This is a genomic window from Azospirillum thermophilum (assembly GCF_003130795.1).
Classification (GTDB): Bacteria; Pseudomonadota; Alphaproteobacteria; order Azospirillales; family Azospirillaceae; genus Azospirillum; species Azospirillum thermophilum.
Window position 1 is genome coordinate 1,211,808 of record NZ_CP029352.1, and the last position, 16,099, is coordinate 1,227,906.

Below are 16,099 nucleotides of genomic sequence, written 5' to 3' on the forward strand. Positions count from 1 at the left end.
CCTTACGGACTGTATAGGACCTCAGCAGGGGGCAGTGAGCGCACCGTGACCGGCGACCGACCGAACCAGCTTTTTCCCGGGCCGCGCCCCGTGCGCACCCGCGAGGAGCGCTCGGCCCCCCTGCGCTTCCCCTCGCCGCCCAGGCTGTCCCTGCCGCGCTTCCGGCTCCCCGGATATCACTGCTCCGGATATCACTGCCCCGGATTTCGCTCTCCAAGGTCGCGCTGCCCAAGCTGCCGCGCCGGGCGCCGAAGCCGGCCCGCGCCCCCCGTGCCGCCCAGCCGCCGCTGCAGCCCCCCGGCCACCGAAGGGGCCGGCCCCGCGCAGGGGCGGCGGACCGCCCAGGCGGCGCGGCGTGCTGCGCACGCTGGCGACCTGGACGCTGGTCGCGGCGATCTGGGTTGGCATCGGCGTCGGCGCCCTGCTCGCCTGGTTCGCGCTCGACCTGCCGGACATCTCCAAGGTGGCACAGTACGAGCGGCGCGCCTCGGTCGTCGTGCTGGCGGCCGACGGGACGGAGTTCGCCCGCTTCGGCGACCTGCACGGCACGACGCTGGGCGTCAAGGACCTGCCGCCGCATCTGGTGAACGCGGTGCTGGCGATCGAGGACCGCCGCTTCTACTCCCATTTCGGCGTCGATCCGATCGGCCTCGCCCGTGCCGTCTACGTCAACTGGCGGTCCGGCCGGGCGGTCCAGGGCGGCTCCACCATCACCCAGCAGCTCGCCAAGAACCTGTTCCTGACGCCCGAGAAGTCGCTGAAGCGCAAGATCCAGGAGGCCATGCTGGCGCTCTGGCTGGAGCACCGCTTCACCAAGGACCAGATCCTCACCGCCTATCTCAACCGCGTCTATCTCGGCGCCGGCACCTTCGGCGTCGATGCGGCGGCGCGGACCTATTTCGGCAAGCCCGCCACCCAGGTGGACCTGCGCGAGGCGGCGATCATCGCCGGGCTTCTCAAGGCCCCCTCGCGCTACGCCCCGACCTCCAACCCCGACGAGGCGGCGGAGCGCGCCCGCGTCGTCATGGCGGCGATGGTCGATGCCGGCTACGTCACCCAGCAGCAGCTCGACGCCGCGCGCAGCACGCCCCCCGCCCCGCGGCGCAAGCCCGGCGGCGACGGCCGCTATTTCGCCGACTGGGTCACCGACCTCGTCTCCGGCTTCGCCGGCCCCGATCATGGCGACGTCATCGTCCGCACCACGCTGGACCTGAAGATCCAGCGCGCCGCCGAGCAGCGGATGGAGCAGATCCTGTCCGGCCCCGGCCAGACGGCCAATGTCCGCCAGGGCGCGCTGGTCGCCATGGCGCCGGACGGGGCCGTGCGGGCGCTGGTCGGCGGCCGCGACTACGACAGCAGCGAGTTCAACCGCGCCACCCAGGCGCTGCGCCAGCCAGGATCCTCCTTCAAGCCCTTCGTCTACCTCGCCGCACTGGAGGCCGGCTGGGCTCCCGACAGCCCGATCGACGACGCTCCCGTCCAGATCGGCAATTGGAGCCCCGGCAACTATGACGGCAAGTACCGCGGCACCATCACGCTGGCGACGGCGCTCGCCCATTCCTCGAACACCGCGACGGTGCGGCTGGTCGAGCGGGTCGGCACCGACCCGGTCCGCCGCATCGCCTCGTCGCTCGGCATCACCACGCCGCTGACGCGCGACCTGTCGCTGGCGCTCGGCACCGGCGAGGTGACGCTGCTCGACATGGTCCGCGCCTATGCCGGCATCGCCAACCGCGGCACCCCCGTCTGGGCCTACGCGATCACCGAGATCACCGACCGCCAGGGCACCGTCCTCTACCGGCGCCAGGGCGGCGGCGGCGCCCCGGTGGTCGACCCGCTCCACGCCGCCCAACTCACCCGGATGATGACGGGCGTGATCGAGTTCGGCACCGGCCGCAGCGCCAGGCTCGACCGGCCGGCCGCCGCCAAGACCGGCACCACCCAGGAGTACCGCGACGCCTGGTTCGTCGGCTTCACCGCCGATCTGGTGGCCGGCGTCTGGCTGGGCAACGACAACAACGAAGAGATGAAGAAGGTCACCGGCGGAACCCTGCCGGCCAAGCTGTGGCAGGGCTTCATGATGGACGCCCATGCCGGCAAGCCGCCCCGCCCGCTGCCGAGCCTGGAGGCTCCGCCGGCCTATGCCGCGGCGTCCGGCCTGCCGGGCGATCCGCTGCGTCAGGCGGCCCTGCCCGCCGGCGCGGTCCAGCCGGCGCGGGCAGCGGCGCCGGCCGCCCCGACGGCCGCCGCCCCGGCCGCCACGGGCAGCGGCATCGGCGGGCTGATCGAGCGGCTGACCGGTGCCGGCTCCGCCCCCCGGGTTCAGTACGACTACGGCGACGCGAGGCGCTGAGCCGCCGCCGGGCGGATCTCAGGCCCGCCGCGCCAGCGCGCCGCCGCAGACGATGCAGCCGAGCCCGGCCAGCGACAGGCCGGTCAGCACGTCGCCGAACAGCACCGCCGCGAGCAGGACCCCGAAGCCGGTCCCCCAATAGCCGATCTGGCTGAACACCACCGGGCCACCGATCTGCTGCAACCGGAAGTTCAGCACCTGCGAGAGGGCGGAGACGCCGATCAGGACGGCCAGCCAGCCCAGCCCCGGCAGGGTGGCGAAGGGCCACTCCGCCGGGCTTTCGATGGCCGGGGCGAGCACCGCCATCATCAGGGCCGAGGTGAAGAGCGCCGCGGCGGAGAAGGCCAGCACCGAGGTCCCCCGCGGCCACCAGGCGGAGCGGATGATGTTGCCCGTCGCAACGCTGGCGGGGATCGTCAGGCCGAGCATCACCCAGATCGGGTCGCCGAGGTCGAACTGCATCACCTGCTGCCGGACCAGCAGGACCATGCCGGCGAAGCCGACGACGATCCCGACGAAGCGGCGCAGGAACATCCGCTCCACCCCCAGCCCGGCGGCGAAGCTCATCGTCAGCAGCGGGGACAGCGAATAGACGGTCGAGGCGTAGGCCGGCCCCACCCGCTCCACCACCAGGTTGGAGAGCACGGTCGGATAGGCGTAGGTGACGACACCGAGCGCCGCGTAGAGCGCCAGATGGCGCCGCCCCAGCGGGATGCGGTCGCCCGAGGCCAGCAGCCAGGGCAGCAGCGCCAGCCCCGCCCCGAGGTTGCCGACGACGCCGAGCTGCACCGGCATCATCCCGACCGACAGCGCCGCCTTGGCGACCATGAACCTGCTCGCGAACAGGAATCCGCAGACGATCAGCAGGCCGAAGGCGGAGGTGGAGACAACCCTGGCGCAGGCTGCGATCATCGGTCGCTCCTTCTGTTGCGGGTGGCCGGCTGTTGCGGACGGCCGGAATAAATTATCTTAGCACTAAGATAAATAAGCGGGGCCCAGCGATGTCAAGTGCCATCCCGGACGACGTGCCTTCCCGGACCGACGGCGTGGATGACCGCCGTGCCCAATGGGCTGCCGAACTGCCGGAGGTGGACACCCGCGGCATGGCGATCCTGGGCCGGGCGCGCTGGATCACCATCGCCGCCCGCGGCCCGATCGAGGCGGTGTTCGAGCGGCACGGCATCGACACCGGCGAGGCCGACGTGCTGTTCACCCTGCTGCGCTCCGGCCCGCCCTACCGGCTGCGGCCGACCGAGCTCTACCGCTCGCTGATGATCACGTCGGGCGGCCTGACCTTCCGGCTGAACCGGCTGGAGAAGGCCGGGCTGGTCCGCCGCGTCGCCGCCGAGGGCGACGGCCGCAGCCTGCCGGTCGAACTGACCGGCGAGGGCATCGCCCGCGCCCGCGCCGCCTTCCGCGAGGACATGGCGGTGGAGGCCGACCTGCTCTCCGCCCTGTCGGAGGAGGAGCAGCGCGCCCTGTCCGCCCTGCTGCGCACGCTGATGCTGTCGCTTGCCGACCGCGACGCGGGGAAATGAGGTCCGCCGGGCGCCGTTCAGCGCATTGTGCAGCACCCACGTCGCGCACAACGGCGCGGAGAGGCCGTTTCCGCTGCGCCGTCAACGGGTTACCACGATCCGTTCGCAGGCGTTCATTGTGCGGCCGGCGCCCAATCGGCCGAAGCGGTGCGTGCCACTCGGGGCCACGACAGGGGGTCGAGTTGCGGAAAATCACAGTCGATGCGTTGATACGGAAACGCTAACGCACGGGCGCAGGTAGTGCAAGAGCGGGGCGAAACGGCGAGTGGCACTCGCCAAACGCTACCCCAGCCACCCGCTGATCCCCCGCCCCGCCGCGACGCCCATGGCGAAACAGCCCTGCAGCAGGTAGCCGCCGGTCGGCGCCTCCCAGTCGAGCATCTCGCCGGCGACGAAGGTGCCGGGCAGACGCGTCAGCATCAGCGAGTCGTCGACCTCCGACAGGCGGATGCCGCCGGCGGTGGAGATGGCGCGGTCGATCGGGCGCACGCCGGTCAGCACCATCGACAGGCCCTTGATCTGGCGGGCCAGCGCCGCCGGGTCGCCGAGGTCGGCCTGCGGGGCGAACTCGCGCAGAAGGGCGGCACGCGGGCCGGTCAGCGACAGCGACTTCTTGAGGAAGGTGGCCAGCGACTCCGAGCCGCGGCGGCGCAGACGGTGCCGCAGCTCGGCCTCCGGCAGGTCGGGCAGCAGGTCGATGGTCAGGGTCGCCCAGCCCTCCTGTTCGATGGCGTCGCGCAGGGGGGCGCTGAGGGCGTAGACGGCGCCGCCCTCGATGCCGGTCGCGGTGATGACGAACTCGCCCTTCAGCCGCCGGCCGGCGAAGGACAGGGCGACGCTCTTCACCGGCTGGCCGGCGAAACGCTCGCGCAGATGGTCGGACCAGGGAACCTCGAAGCCGACGTTGGACGGGCGCAGCGGAGCGATCTCCACCCCGCGGGCGGCCAGCAGCCCGGTCCAGCGCCCGTCGGAGCCGGTGCGCGGCCAACTCGCTCCGCCCAGCGCCAGCAGCGTGGCGCGCGGGGCGACCGTCACCGCCTCTCCGTCGCCGCGGACGAAGGTCAGGGCGCCGCCGGCATCCCAGCCGGTCCAGCGGTGGCGGGCATGGAGCGTGACGCCCAGCCCCTCCAGCCGGCGCAGCCAGGCCCGCACCAGGGTGGAGGCCTTCATCTGCACGGGGAAGACACGCCCGCTGGTGCCGACGAAGGTCTCGATCCCCAGCCCGGCGGCCCAGTCGCGCAGCGCTGTCGGGGAGAAGCCGTCGAGCAGCCGGGCGAACAGGGCGGCCTGCCCGCCGTAGCGCGGCAGGAAGCGGTCCAGCGGCTCGGAATGGGTGAGGTTCAGCCCGCCGCGGCCGGCCAGCAGCAGCTTGCGCGCCGGGGTCGGCATCTGGTCGTAGACGGCGACGGCGAGGCCGCGGCCGGCCATCACCTCCGCGGCCATCAGCCCGGCCGGGCCGGCGCCGACCACGGCGACGTCGGGGGTGTCCGGCCGGGTGTCCATGCTGGCGGCCTCCCCTTACTCGTCGCCGTCCTGGGCGACTTCCTCGGCCAGATCGGCGGCCTGGTCGGCGAAATAGCCGGCATCGACCGGGACGCCGTTGGCCTCGCAGATGCGCATGAAGATGCGGTAGGCGTGCAGGATCGCCACGTCGAGGACGGCCAGATCGCCATCCTCGCTGTGACGGTCCTCGACCCCCCGCTCCTGCAGCGTGGCGACGATGTCGTGCGCGGCGGCTTGCAGCACCGCGTCCATGGCGGTCTTGTGGAGGTTCGACATCGCGAGGCTTCCTTCATCCAGGTGGTCCGCGGCGGCCGGGCAGTCCCGGCAGCCGCGCGAAAACGGGGCGACGTCATAGCAGCTTCGCCGCGTTTCGACACGCTGAAACGCCGCCCGCGCCCGCCACTATACAGCGGAACGGAGCGGCCTTCTCCAGTCCGCAATCGTTTCCGGCGCGCGGGGAGGCGGAGGGGCGGGGAACGCCCGCCCGGTCAGTCCTCGACCTTCAGGGAGACAGCCTCCGGCCCCTTGTCGCGCTGGCGGATGGTGACGCGCACCCGCTGCCCGTCGTCCAGCCGCGACAGGCCGGAACGCTCCAGCGCCGAGGCATGGACGAAGACGTCGCGGCTGCCGTCCTCCGGCCCGACGAAGCCGAAGCCCTTGGTGGAGTTGAACCACTTGACCGTGCCGACGATCTCGCTGGTCGGCTCGTTCCCCACCGGGGCCGCCGGGCGGCGCGGCCGGTCCTGGAACCCGCGCTCCCCCCGATCCTGGAAGCCACGATCCTGGAAGCCGCGCTCCCCACGGTCGCGGAAGCCGCCACGGTCCTGGTGGCCGCGGTCGCCGCGATCCTGGAAGCCCCTGTCCTGGAAGCCCCTGTCCTGGAAGCCCCTGTCCTGGAACCCGCGATCACCGCGGTCCTGGAAGTTCCGCTTGGGACGGGCCGGCGCCGCGGTGGAGAGATCGACGGAATGCAGGACGCTGACCTGGGTGCCCTTGCGCCCCTCCACGATGTCCACCACGACGGTGGCGCCTTCCGGCAGCGACTGGTGGCCGGCCGGGGCGACGATGGCGGCGGGCAGCAGCGCGTCCGGCGCCCCGTCCCTCTGGACGAAGCCGAAGCCGCGCACCGGATCGTACCACTTGACGGTGGCCTGGACCTCGGTGGCGATGACGGTGGGCTGGCGATAGACGTGTGCGCGGGGCGGCTGGTGATACATGGCGACCTGAACTCCGGAGAACGCAACCGGCACCCGCCGGCGGACCGGCGGATGCACATCCCCCACACATCGCCCGTCCACCGCCCGAAGGCAAGATGTCAGCGTCGCCGTTTCACGTCCGCCGGTCGATTTCCCCGCCGGAGGCCAGACGGTCGGGCAGCGGCGGCGGCTCCTGCGGCGGCACCGGGATGGCGTCCGGCGGCTCGTCGATCGGCGGGCGGGACGGGTCGCCGGGAACGTCGGGGATCGGCGGCGGCATCGGGGTCTCGCCCGGCGGCGGGGCCGGCGGATAGGGACCGAGGCTGGTCATGGCGACGGCGTCCCTCATGGCGTCAACCGCCGCTGCCGCCGGCGGGGCCGCTCTGCAGCAGGCGCCGCGCCTCGCCCAGGCTTTGCATGCAGCGCTCCTCGTCGCCGCTGCGCGCGGCGCTGCGTGCGGCGGTGACCAGCGATTCGAGCTGGGCGTTCCGCGCCGCCTGACCCATGGTGGCACCGGTGCCGCCGGCCTGCGGCGCCCGGTCGGGACCGGCGCCGGCATCGGGACGCAAGGCCGGCGCGGTCGGCATGGTGCTGCCGGTGGACGGCGGCTCGATCACGCCGCGGTCGCCCACCGCGGGCGGAGACACCAGCCCGCCGGACTGGGCCAGCCGGTCCGACGTGACGGAGCCGCCGCCATTCTCCGCCATCGCGGAGGAGCCGGCGCCCCCGGGGCGGACGGCGCCGCGGTCGGCGGCGGGCTGGCGGTCAGCCCGTGGTCGGCCGCGAACTGCTCCAGCAGGGAGCTGCAGCCCTGAGCCCAGGCCCCCGGCGCCGCCAGGAGCAGGCTTGCGGCCAGCGCCGCGGCCCCCGTCAAACCGATCCGTGCCATGCGAAGCGCCCTCCCTCGCCACAACCGCATTCGTCCCTCCTCCAACGCCGGCAGGGCCGGGACGGTTCCCGGAGGCGGCACCGCCGGGGTGCCGGGGCGGGCGGGCGGTGCCCTTTTGCCGGCCCCGGCTGTTGTCGGGGCAAGGACAACGCCCGGCAGCCGAGCCGACCGGCCGGGCAGAAGGGAGATGTTCATGACCGACCCCCGCGAGGGCAACGCCACCGTCTCACCGGAGGCGGAGGCCTTCTATACCGAGAGCCTGAAGCTGCTGACCGAGTCCGGCATCCCCTTCCTGCTCGGCGGGACCTATGCGGTCAGCGCCTATACCGGCATCACCCGCCCGACCAAGGACATCGACGTCTTCTGCCGCGGCGGCGACTTCCCGCGCATCCTGAGCTTCTTCCAGGAGCGCGGCTTCGGCACGGAGATCGAGGACGAGCGCTGGATCGGCAAGGTCAAGCACGGCGAGCTGTTCTTCGACGTGATCTTCAACTCGGCCGTCGCCATCAACCCGGTCACCGACCGCTGGTTCGAGGAGGAGCACCGCGCGCTGGTCTGCGGCACCGAGGTGCGCCTGGTCGCGCCGACCGAGATGGTCTTCTCCAAGTCCTTCGTGCAGATGCGCCACAAGTTCGACGGCCCGGACGTCGCCCACCTGATCCTGAAGCAGAACGGCAGGATCGACTGGAAGCGGCTGCTCGGCCACATGGAGCAGTACTGGGAGGTGCTGCTGATCCATCTGCTGACCTTCCGCTTCATCTATCCGACCGAACGTGCCTGCGTGCCCGACTGGCTGTTGGACGAGCTGCTGACGCGGCTGGCGGAGCGCAGCAGACTGCCGGTGGCGCAGACGCGCATCTGCCGCGGCCGGCTGTTCTCGCGCGAGGATTATCTGATCGACGTCACCGACTGGGGCTTCGCCGACGTCGTGGGAGAGGAGGGAAAGCATGGCTGACGGGACGCTGACGGTCGCCGCCATCGGGGACATCCATGTGGGCGAGACCTCGGCCCACCCCTACCGCGACCTGTTCCAGGAGATCGCGGGCCGCGCCGACGTGCTGGCGCTGTGCGGCGACCTGACCAACCACGGCAAGCCGCGCGAGGCGGAGGTGCTGGCCGAGGACCTGCGGGCCATCGGCATCCCGGTCGTCGCGGTGTTCGGCAACCACGACCATGAATGCGGCCATGTCGAGGAGGTCCAGCGCATCCTGGAACAGGCCGGCGTGCGTTTCCTCGACGGGTCGCCGCTGGAGATCCGCGGGGTCGGCTTCGCCGGGGTGAAGGGCTTCGGCGGCGGCTTCGGCAACCTGATGCTCGACAGCTTCGGCGAGCCGGTCATCAAGCAGTTCGTCCACGAGGCGGTTGGCGAGGCGATGCGGCTGGAAAGCGCCTTGCGCCAGTTGGAGACCGAGCGGGTCTTCGTCGTCCTGCACTATGCCCCGATCGCCGCGACGGTGGAGGGGGAGCCGCGCGAGATCTTCCCCTTCCTGGGCTCCTCCCGGCTGGCCGAGACGATCGACCGCTTCGAGACGGTGCGCGCCGTCGCCCACGGCCACGCCCACCACGGCACCTACCGCGGCGAGACCCTGCGCGGCACGCCGGTCTACAACGTCGCCCAGACCATCCCGAAGGAGGGTGGCCGGCCCTATGCGCTGATCGAGCTGTAGGAGCCCGGGCTGCGGCGGAACGTCCCACCGGCGGGCCGGGCGCAGGGGCGTGCTTGACCCGCGGCCGGGGCCGGCAGAACATGCGGATAAACGCATAAGCGGTTCGACGCATGGAAACCCATCTGGACACCGAAGCGGTCACCGCCCTGATGGCGGCGCTGTCCGACCCGACGCGCCTCGGCGCGCTGCGCCTGCTGTGGGACGGGCGGGAGCATTGCGTGTGCGAACTGATGGAGCGGCTGTCCGCCACCCAGTCGCGCATGTCCCGCCACATGGCGGCACTGAAGGGTGTCGGGCTGGTGGTGGACCGGCGCGAGGCGCAATGGGTGCGCTATCGCCGCAACCCGGCGCTGGCCCCGGCGGTGACCGCCATCGTCGACGCCGTGCTCGCCGCCCTTCCTGCCGGGAAAACGGCCGGCGGATTGGCCGGCGGATTGGAGGCGGCATGACCATCGGACCCTCCCTCACCTCGCGGCCGGACCCGCCCCGCTCCGGCGATCTGCCGTGGATCGCCGGCACCGCCGCCTTCCTCCTGGCCTGGGCCGGCGCCTACAGCCAGCTCGTGCCCGTCTCCGAGTGGGTGGTCTCGCAGCTCCCGCTGGAGCGCCGCACCCCGCTGGGGGAGGCGGTGGCCTTCTTCGTCTACGACACGCCCAAGGTGCTGATGCTGCTGACCCTGGTGGTGTTCGCCATGGGGATCGTGCGCAGCTTCTTCTCGCCGGAGCGGACCCGCGCCCTGCTGGCCGGGCGGCGCGAGGGGCTGGGCAACGTCGCGGCGGCCGGGCTGGGCGTCGTCACGCCCTTCTGCTCCTGCTCCGCGGTGCCGCTGTTCATCGGCTTCGTCTCGGCGGGCGTGCCGCTGGGGGTGACCTTCTCCTTCCTGATCGCCGCCCCGATGGTGAACGAGGTGGCGCTGGGCCTGCTGTTCGTCCTGCTGGGCTGGAAGGTGGCGCTGACCTATCTCGCCTTCGGGCTCGGCGTGGCGGTCGTCGCCGGCTGGGTGATCGGGCGGCTGCATCTGGAGGGCTGGCTGGAGGAGTGGGTGCGCACCCTGCGCAGCACCGCGGCCGAGCTGCCGCCGGAGGAGCTCACCGTCGCCGACCGCATCCGTGCCGGCGTCGAGGCGGTGCGGGAGATCGTCGGCCGGGTCTGGCCCTGGATCATCGCCGGCATCGCCGCCGGGGCCTTCATCCACGGCTACGCCCCCGCCGATCTGCTGGCCGGCATCATGGGCAGGCAGGCCTGGTGGTCGGTGCCGGCCGCCGTGCTGGTCGGGATCCCGATGTACTCGAACGCCGCCGGCATCATCCCGGTGGTGGAGGCCCTGATCGGCAAGGGCGCGGCGCTGGGCACCGTGCTGGCCTTCATGATGTCGGTGATCGCGCTGTCGCTGCCGGAAATGATCATCCTGCGCAAGGTGCTGACGGTCCGCCTGATCGCCGTGTTCATCGGCGTGGTGGGGCTGGGCATCCTGGCGGTGGGCTTCCTGTTCAACCTGCTTTTCGCCTGACCCTGGAAAGAGGAGAACGGCCATGAAGGACGTGAAGGTGCTCGGCCCCGGCTGCAAGCGCTGCCAGACGACCGAGGAGATGGTGCGGGCCGAGGCGCAGCGGCTCGGCGTGCCCGTCCACGTGGAGAAGGTCACCGACTACGCCGCCATCGCCGGCTACGGCATCGCCGCCACCCCCGGCATCGTGATCGACGGCAAGGTCGTCCATGCCGGCGGCCTGCCGAAGGCGGAGGATCTGGCAAAGTGGTTGTCCGACTGACAGTCGAAACGCTAAACGAATGACCTCGATCAAGGAGAGGGGGCGCCGGTCGCGGTAAGGATCGGTTAACGGGCTCGGCGCAGTCCGCGTACCGAAGCAGCAGGGAGAAGACCATGACCATCCGGAAGATCATCGCGACGGCGCTCGGGCCGCGCTGTTCGGCGCCGCCACCATCGTCGGATCGGTCGTGGTGGCCGGCAGCTTCGCCTCCGCCCCGGCGGCGGCGGCGGAGCAGATGGCCGGCAAGACGGTCGAGGTGTGGAAGTCGCCCTCCTGCGGCTGCTGCGGCGGCTGGGTCACCCACATGCGCGAGGCCGGCTTCCAGGTGACGGTCCACGAGGTGGACGACGTGGATCCGGTGAAGGCGCAGCAGGGCGTCCCGGCGCCGCTGCACTCCTGCCACACCGCGCTGGTCGACGGCTATGTGCTGGAGGGGCATGTCCCGGCGTCCGACGTGAAGCGGCTGCTGACCGAGCGGCCGAAGGCCCGCGGCCTGTCGGTGCCCGGCATGCCGCAGGACGCCCCGGGCATGGACATGAAGACCGGCACCCCCTACCAGACCGTGCTGTTCGGCACCGCGGACGGCAAGGCCACGGTCTACGCCCGCCACTGAGCCCCCGCCCGGCAGCAGGCGCGAAATCGCTGCGGCGGCCCGGCCAACCGGTGTAGCCTGCCCGGAACCACCACCGGGCAGGAAGCATCCGCGATGGCGACCCTCCAGGAGGCCGTGCTGTTCGCCTTCGACCTCCACCAGCAGGGGCGGCTGGCCGAGGCGGACGAGGTCTACCGGCAAATCCTCGACGCGGTTCCGGACTTCCCGCCGGCCCTGCATCTGCGCGGCTTGGTCTTCGCCCAGTCCGGCCGCGTGGCGGAGGGGGCGGAGCTGATCGGGCGGGCCGTCGCCGCCGACGGCAGCCAGCCCGACTATCGCGCCAACCTCGCCAACCTGCTAGAGGAGCTGGGGCGGCCGGCCGAGGCGGTCGGCCATCTCGCCGCCGCCGTGGCGCTCGATCCCGGCCGCGCCGGCCTGCTCAACAACTTCGCCGTCCGCCGGCTGCGCGAGGGAGCCGCCGGGCTCGCTGCCGAGGCGCTGGGCCATGCGGCCGGGGCCATGCCGCTGGCGGAGGAGGTGCGCTTCAACCTGGGCCTCGCCCTGGCCGGGGCGGGCCGGCCGGAGGCCGCGGCGGCGCAGTACCGGATCGGCCGCCTGCTGTCGCCCGGCGATGCCGGCCTGCAGCGGGCGGAAGGCGAACAGCTCTTCCATCTCGGCAGGGTGGCGGAGGCCGCGGCGGCACTGGCACGCGCCCTGCGCATCGACCCGCTTCAGCCGATGGCCTGGAACCTGCTGGGCTGCGCCCGCCGGGAGGAGGCCCCTGCCGGCACGGTGCAGGCGCTCTACCACCGCGGCCTGTCCCTCGACCCGGCATCGCCGGAGCTGTGGAACAACCTGTCGAGCAGCCGCAAGGCGCTGGACGACCTGCCCGGCGCGGTGACGGCCCTGCGGCGCGCCCTGGCGCTGAAGCCCGGCAGCCCGGAGATTCTCAACAATCTGGCCGATGCGCTCTATCTGCTGGGCCGGACGGCCGAGGCGCTGGCGCTGGCCGGGGAGGCTCTCGCCACCGACCCCGGCCTGGCGGACGCCCGCATCCTGCGCGCCATGGCGCTGCTGTCGCTCGGCCGCTTCGCCGAAGGCTGGCAGGCCTGGGAGGAACGCTGGACCGTGCCCCCGTGGTCGCAGTCGGTCGGCCGCTTCCCCCAGCCGGAATGGCGGGGCCAGCCGCTCGGCGACCGGCGGCTGCTGGTCTGGGGCGAACAGGGGATCGGCGACGAGATCCAGTTCGCCGCTCCGCTGCCCGGTCTGGTGGAAGCCGGTGTCCGCTGCGTCCTGGAGTGCGAGCCGCGGCTGATCCCGCTGCTCGCCCGCTCGCTGCCGGAGGTCGAGCTGGTCGCCCGCCGGACACCGCCCGATCCGCGGCTGTCCGCGGCGGACATCGGCGCGCAGATCCCGTCGGGCAGCCTGCCGCGGCTCCTGCTGACGGACGAAGCGGCCTTCGGCGGGCTGCGCCCCTTCCTGACGGCCGATCCGGCCCGGGTCGCGGCCCTGCGGGCGGCCGACGCGGATCCGGCGGTGCGGCTGCGCATCGGCATCGCCTGGCACACCAGCAACCCGAAATACGGCCGCACCCGCAACATTCCCCTTCCCCTGCTCACCCAGGCCCTGGCCCTTCCCGGCGTCCGGCTGGTGGTGCTGCAGTATGGCGACTGGAGCGGTCCGGTGGCGGAACTGGCCGGGCGCGGCGTCGACATCGTCACTCCGCCGGCCACCGAACGCTGGGACGATCTGGACGGTCTGGCGGCCCGGATCGCCGCGACCGACCTCGTCGTCTCGATCGACAACGTGACCGTCCACATGGCCGGCGCGCTCGGCCATCCGGTCTGGGCGCTGCTGGCCCACGGCCCCGACTGGCGCTGGCTGCGCGACCGGCCGGACGCGCTGTGGTACCCAGCGTCACCCTGTTCCGCCAGCCGGCGCCGAAGGACTGGCAATCGCCCCTGCAGGAGATCCGCCGGCGGCTGGCGGAGCGCCTGTCCCGATAGCATCCGATCCCGGCGCCCGCGCCGCCCGCGGCCGGGTTCACCGGGCGGCGGGCGCTAGTCCTTCGAGCCGGGGGGAGGCGGGAAAGCCCGCACCTCCCGGCGGGATGGCCTGGCCGTCGGAGGACGTGGCGTGAGGGTCGGCGCGCTGGGCCCGCAGGCCGCCGAAGCTGGCGAGCACGAGGCGGATCAGGTTGGCCTGCCGGTGCGTCCCGGTCTTGGAGAAGATCTGCTTCAGATAGGCCCGGATCGTGTGGACGCTGATCCGGAGCTGCTGGGCGCATTCCTCCGGGCTGAGGCCGTTGACCAGGTTGACCACGATCTTCGCTTCCAGCCGGGTCAGGCCGAAGACGACCCGCAGGCTGTCCTCGTGACCGGCCAGCGAGCGCTCGGGATCGCACAGGAACAGGGCGGTGAACGGCCCCTCGGCCGGCTGCCCCCGCGCCCCGCCGGTCACCGGCGCCAGCAGCACCGTGACCGGCAGCGAGGTGTCGCGCGGCAAGGCGAGGGTCGCCGGCCCGCCGGCCGCCACCCGTCCCTGCCCCGCCCCGGCCGGCCCGCGATCCATCAGGCGGCGGACCAGCGAGGCCGCATCCTCGTCCTTGCCGTCGCCACGCTGCAGGGCGCTCTGCAGTATCTCCTCGGCGCTCTGGTTCATCACCAGCACGCCGCCCTGGGGGTTGGCCAGCACGACCCCGACGGTCAGCCGGTCCAGCGTCTCCGCCAAGGCCTGCCAGCGGGCCTGCGCCGCGTCGACCTTCTCGCGCAGCATCACGACGCTGCCGATCAGCGGCATCATGCGGTCGAGCGCCCGGTGGTCGTCCGGCGTGAAGGCCGGTTCCGCCGGCGCGCCCACCAGCACGACGGTGAGCAGGCGGCAGGCGTCCAGCATCATCGTCCGCCGCAGATGGTGGGGCGAGTCCGACTGGCCGTTCAGCAGCTTGACCCAGGCGGCGAGTTCGGCCGGGCTGTGGCAGCCCGGGGAGATCACGCGCATCGCGCCGTCATGGACCCGCCGGAGCCCGACACAGCAGCGCGTCCGGGAGAATGCCCCGCAGAGGAATTGATGGAGCCAGTCCTGCACGTCCTCAGGGTTCGCCGGCATTCCTCCCTGGGCGGAATGGGCGAGGGTGTTCCGCTCCTGCATGTGCGTTTCCTTTGTTTCCGCCGGTGTCCCGGTCTGGCCCGGCAGGTTCCCGTTGGCGCAGTGCGGTTTGGGCTGCACTGGCAGGGTTGAACCCGTTAAAGCGAAGTACATTATCGAATAATCTTTATTATCCCATGGCATTCACACCATTATTATCAATTTCTTCTGATGGAAGCTTATAGAATGAGCAATAAGACCAAGAAAACCCCTAAACGGGTATGGTTCGCCCGCAGATGCTCGCCACCACTCCACCTCTTCTCTATTGAGTAAGGACGCTCCCCATTTTCTCATTCTATTGGATGATCGGAGTGGTAATACTCGACCATCTATAGCCCTTTCTTTCGAAGAAACGACCGCACCACCGCACCGGGCGGTGGTTCCGCGTCCCGAATTCCGGCTGGGTACGCCAAGAGAGAGCCCCCCTGCTGAGGGTACCTCTTCACGCTTGCCTAGCTGCGGGTAGCAACAATTGTGTTTGCAGTCTTTCATACACCGCAGCGGCCGGTACCCCGGCCACAAGCGGACCGGCCAATGGCTTTTCCCAGCAAATACAGGAAGATAGAATCCATGATCGAATCAATAAACACTCGACGAAACGACATCAACCTGTAATGAGTCCGTCGCAATAACTGTTTCAGCGGCAAAACAGTGTCGCCAAAACCGAAATAATAGGTTTATCTTCTTATCGAGTTGGGTGTATTACCCGACCCGTTGCTTGGCGCTTATTGCCCTCGTCACGAGCTGCAACAAACGGCAAGGACTTGTTCCAAGCCATCCCATAACGCAGCCGGATAAACCCAATGGAGGGCATAAATGGCTACCTACACCAACGCTGCCGACGAGATCATCACCGGCAACGGCAATGACGTTATCTACGCTCTCGGCGGCGACGACTACATCGAGACCAATGGCGGCGCCGACACCATCTATGGTGGTGCGGGTCACGACTATATCCTGTCGGGTGCCGGTGCCGATGTGGTCGATGGCGGTGCGGGCAACGACTACATCGAGGCCGGCGCCGGCAACGACAAGGTCTACGGCGGCGCGGGCAACGACGATCTGTATGGTGGCGCCGGCCGTGACACGCTGGACGGCGGCACCGGTGCCGACAACATCATCGGCGGCCGCGGCGACGACGTCATGACCGCCGGCAACGACAGCGCGGTCGACCGCTTCTACTTCTCCAACAGCGACACCAGCCCGACCGGCCGCGACGTGATCTACGGCTTCGATGCCCAGAACGAGGACAAGATCGTCCTGAACAACGTCTGGATCACCGAGATCAACAACGTCGACGTGGACATGGGCAACCCGTTCACCAACGACACGCTGCTGGTCCTGTCCAACGGTCAGGAGATCCTGCTGGTCGACGTGGCGTACGGCTTCAACGGTGCCGACGTCGAGTACGGCTCCTGGGCCTGATCCCAGGCGCCTGATCGGGC

General features: G+C 71.2%; 17 protein-coding genes. 10 read left to right on the forward strand and 7 right to left on the reverse strand.

Going from position 1 to position 16,099, the window contains the following annotated elements:
* The first annotated feature begins 355 nt into the window (after window positions 1-355).
* Window positions 356-2,353: a transglycosylase domain-containing protein gene (locus tag DEW08_RS05460; RefSeq protein WP_109325100.1), complete on the forward strand. Its 1,998-nt coding sequence runs from the start codon at window positions 356-358 to the stop codon at window positions 2,351-2,353.
* 18 nt (window positions 2,354-2,371) lie between these two features.
* On the opposite strand, the gene DEW08_RS05465 is transcribed toward DEW08_RS05460, so the two are convergent.
* The gene (locus tag DEW08_RS05465; RefSeq protein ID WP_109325101.1) at window positions 2,372-3,265 is read right to left on the reverse strand and encodes a DMT family transporter; all 894 of its coding nucleotides are present in this window, start codon (window positions 3,263-3,265) and stop codon (window positions 2,372-2,374) included.
* A gap of 134 nt (window positions 3,266-3,399) precedes the next feature.
* Between DEW08_RS05465 and DEW08_RS05470 the strand changes: the two genes are divergently transcribed.
* Entirely contained in the window at window positions 3,400-3,891 is a 492-nt protein-coding gene (locus tag DEW08_RS05470; RefSeq protein WP_245985996.1) for a MarR family winged helix-turn-helix transcriptional regulator, read from the forward strand.
* A 282-nt stretch (window positions 3,892-4,173) separates the two neighbouring features.
* Here DEW08_RS05470 and DEW08_RS05475 read toward each other — a convergent pair whose 3' ends face one another.
* The 5 genes from DEW08_RS05475 to DEW08_RS05495 all read right to left on the reverse strand — a co-directional run bounded on the left by DEW08_RS05475 (window position 4,174) and on the right by DEW08_RS05495 (window position 7,297).
* The gene (locus DEW08_RS05475) at window positions 4,174-5,394 is read right to left on the reverse strand and encodes a BaiN/RdsA family NAD(P)/FAD-dependent oxidoreductase (protein ID WP_109325103.1); all 1,221 of its coding nucleotides are present in this window, start codon (window positions 5,392-5,394) and stop codon (window positions 4,174-4,176) included.
* A 15-nt stretch (window positions 5,395-5,409) separates the two neighbouring features.
* On the reverse strand, window positions 5,410-5,670 hold the full coding sequence (locus DEW08_RS05480) for a hypothetical protein (RefSeq protein WP_109325104.1): 261 nt from the start codon (window positions 5,668-5,670) through the stop codon (window positions 5,410-5,412).
* 212 nt (window positions 5,671-5,882) lie between these two features.
* Window positions 5,883-6,611, reverse strand: coding sequence for a cold-shock protein (locus DEW08_RS33115; RefSeq protein ID WP_109325105.1), 729 nt, complete (start codon window positions 6,609-6,611; stop codon window positions 5,883-5,885).
* Between the two features lie 112 nt (window positions 6,612-6,723).
* The gene (locus DEW08_RS05490; protein ID WP_245985997.1) at window positions 6,724-6,921 is read right to left on the reverse strand and encodes a hypothetical protein; all 198 of its coding nucleotides are present in this window, start codon (window positions 6,919-6,921) and stop codon (window positions 6,724-6,726) included.
* Window positions 6,922-6,943: 22 nt separating this feature from the next.
* A complete protein-coding gene (locus DEW08_RS05495) occupies window positions 6,944-7,297 on the reverse strand; it encodes a hypothetical protein (RefSeq protein ID WP_109325107.1) in 354 nt (117 codons plus the stop codon).
* 375 nt (window positions 7,298-7,672) lie between these two features.
* On the opposite strand from DEW08_RS05495, the gene DEW08_RS05500 reads away from it, so the two are divergent.
* The 7 genes from DEW08_RS05500 (at window position 7,673) to DEW08_RS05530 (ending at window position 13,571) form a co-directional block, all read left to right on the forward strand.
* Window positions 7,673-8,434: a nucleotidyltransferase family protein gene (locus tag DEW08_RS05500; protein ID WP_109325295.1), complete on the forward strand. Its 762-nt coding sequence runs from the start codon at window positions 7,673-7,675 to the stop codon at window positions 8,432-8,434.
* Window positions 8,427-9,146, forward strand: a complete 720-nt coding sequence (locus DEW08_RS05505; RefSeq protein ID WP_109325108.1) for a metallophosphoesterase family protein — start codon at window positions 8,427-8,429, stop codon at window positions 9,144-9,146. The genes DEW08_RS05500 and DEW08_RS05505 overlap by 8 nt, the downstream gene beginning before the upstream one ends.
* Window positions 9,147-9,256: 110 nt before the next feature.
* Window positions 9,257-9,595, forward strand: a complete 339-nt coding sequence (locus tag DEW08_RS05510; RefSeq protein WP_109325109.1) for an ArsR/SmtB family transcription factor — start codon at window positions 9,257-9,259, stop codon at window positions 9,593-9,595.
* Entirely contained in the window at window positions 9,592-10,656 is a 1,065-nt protein-coding gene (locus DEW08_RS05515) for a permease (RefSeq protein WP_109325110.1), read from the forward strand. Before DEW08_RS05510 ends, DEW08_RS05515 begins: the two co-directional genes overlap by 4 nt.
* Window positions 10,657-10,678: 22 nt before the next feature.
* The gene (locus tag DEW08_RS05520; protein ID WP_109325111.1) at window positions 10,679-10,915 is read left to right on the forward strand and encodes a thioredoxin family protein; all 237 of its coding nucleotides are present in this window, start codon (window positions 10,679-10,681) and stop codon (window positions 10,913-10,915) included.
* Window positions 10,916-11,105: 190 nt separating this feature from the next.
* Window positions 11,106-11,528 (forward strand): DUF411 domain-containing protein, encoded by a 423-nt coding sequence (locus tag DEW08_RS05525; RefSeq protein ID WP_245985999.1) that lies wholly within the window; start codon window positions 11,106-11,108, stop codon window positions 11,526-11,528.
* A 93-nt stretch (window positions 11,529-11,621) separates the two neighbouring features.
* Entirely contained in the window at window positions 11,622-13,571 is a 1,950-nt protein-coding gene (locus tag DEW08_RS05530) for a tetratricopeptide repeat protein (protein WP_245986000.1), read from the forward strand.
* Here DEW08_RS05530 and DEW08_RS05535 read toward each other — a convergent pair.
* Complete coding sequence (locus DEW08_RS05535) at window positions 13,551-14,507, reverse strand: helix-turn-helix transcriptional regulator (protein WP_168220273.1); 957 nt, start codon at window positions 14,505-14,507, stop codon at window positions 13,551-13,553. The genes DEW08_RS05530 and DEW08_RS05535 overlap by 21 nt on opposite strands.
* A 963-nt stretch (window positions 14,508-15,470) precedes the next feature.
* Here DEW08_RS05535 and DEW08_RS05540 point away from each other — a divergent pair.
* A complete protein-coding gene (locus DEW08_RS05540) occupies window positions 15,471-16,079 on the forward strand; it encodes a calcium-binding protein (RefSeq protein ID WP_109325297.1) in 609 nt (202 codons plus the stop codon).
* The last annotated feature ends 20 nt before the right edge of the window (window positions 16,080-16,099 follow it).

Excerpts from the sequence above, each read along its gene's own strand:
- DEW08_RS05475 (WP_109325103.1), bottom strand. The coding sequence starts at position 5,394 with ATGGACACCCGGCCGGACACCCCCGACGTCGCCGTGGTCGGCGCCGGC.
- DEW08_RS05535 (WP_168220273.1), bottom strand. The coding sequence starts at position 14,507 with ATGCGCGTGATCTCCCCGGGCTGCCACAGCCCGGCCGAACTCGCCGCC.
- DEW08_RS05490 (WP_245985997.1), bottom strand. The coding sequence starts at position 6,921 with ATGACCAGCCTCGGTCCCTATCCGCCGGCCCCGCCGCCGGGCGAGACC.
- DEW08_RS05465 (WP_109325101.1), bottom strand. The coding sequence starts at position 3,265 with ATGATCGCAGCCTGCGCCAGGGTTGTCTCCACCTCCGCCTTCGGCCTG.
- DEW08_RS05495 (WP_109325107.1), bottom strand. The coding sequence starts at position 7,297 with ATGGCGGAGAATGGCGGCGGCTCCGTCACGTCGGACCGGCTGGCCCAG.
- DEW08_RS05530 (WP_245986000.1), top strand. The coding sequence starts at position 11,622 with ATGGCGACCCTCCAGGAGGCCGTGCTGTTCGCCTTCGACCTCCACCAG.
- DEW08_RS05500 (WP_109325295.1), top strand. The coding sequence starts at position 7,673 with ATGACCGACCCCCGCGAGGGCAACGCCACCGTCTCACCGGAGGCGGAG.
- DEW08_RS33115 (WP_109325105.1), bottom strand. The coding sequence starts at position 6,611 with ATGTATCACCAGCCGCCCCGCGCACACGTCTATCGCCAGCCCACCGTC.
- DEW08_RS05520 (WP_109325111.1), top strand. The coding sequence starts at position 10,679 with ATGAAGGACGTGAAGGTGCTCGGCCCCGGCTGCAAGCGCTGCCAGACG.
- DEW08_RS05510 (WP_109325109.1), top strand. The coding sequence starts at position 9,257 with ATGGAAACCCATCTGGACACCGAAGCGGTCACCGCCCTGATGGCGGCG.
- DEW08_RS05515 (WP_109325110.1), top strand. The coding sequence starts at position 9,592 with ATGACCATCGGACCCTCCCTCACCTCGCGGCCGGACCCGCCCCGCTCC.
- DEW08_RS05505 (WP_109325108.1), top strand. The coding sequence starts at position 8,427 with ATGGCTGACGGGACGCTGACGGTCGCCGCCATCGGGGACATCCATGTG.
- DEW08_RS05480 (WP_109325104.1), bottom strand. The coding sequence starts at position 5,670 with ATGTCGAACCTCCACAAGACCGCCATGGACGCGGTGCTGCAAGCCGCC.
- DEW08_RS05540 (WP_109325297.1), top strand. The coding sequence starts at position 15,471 with ATGGCTACCTACACCAACGCTGCCGACGAGATCATCACCGGCAACGGC.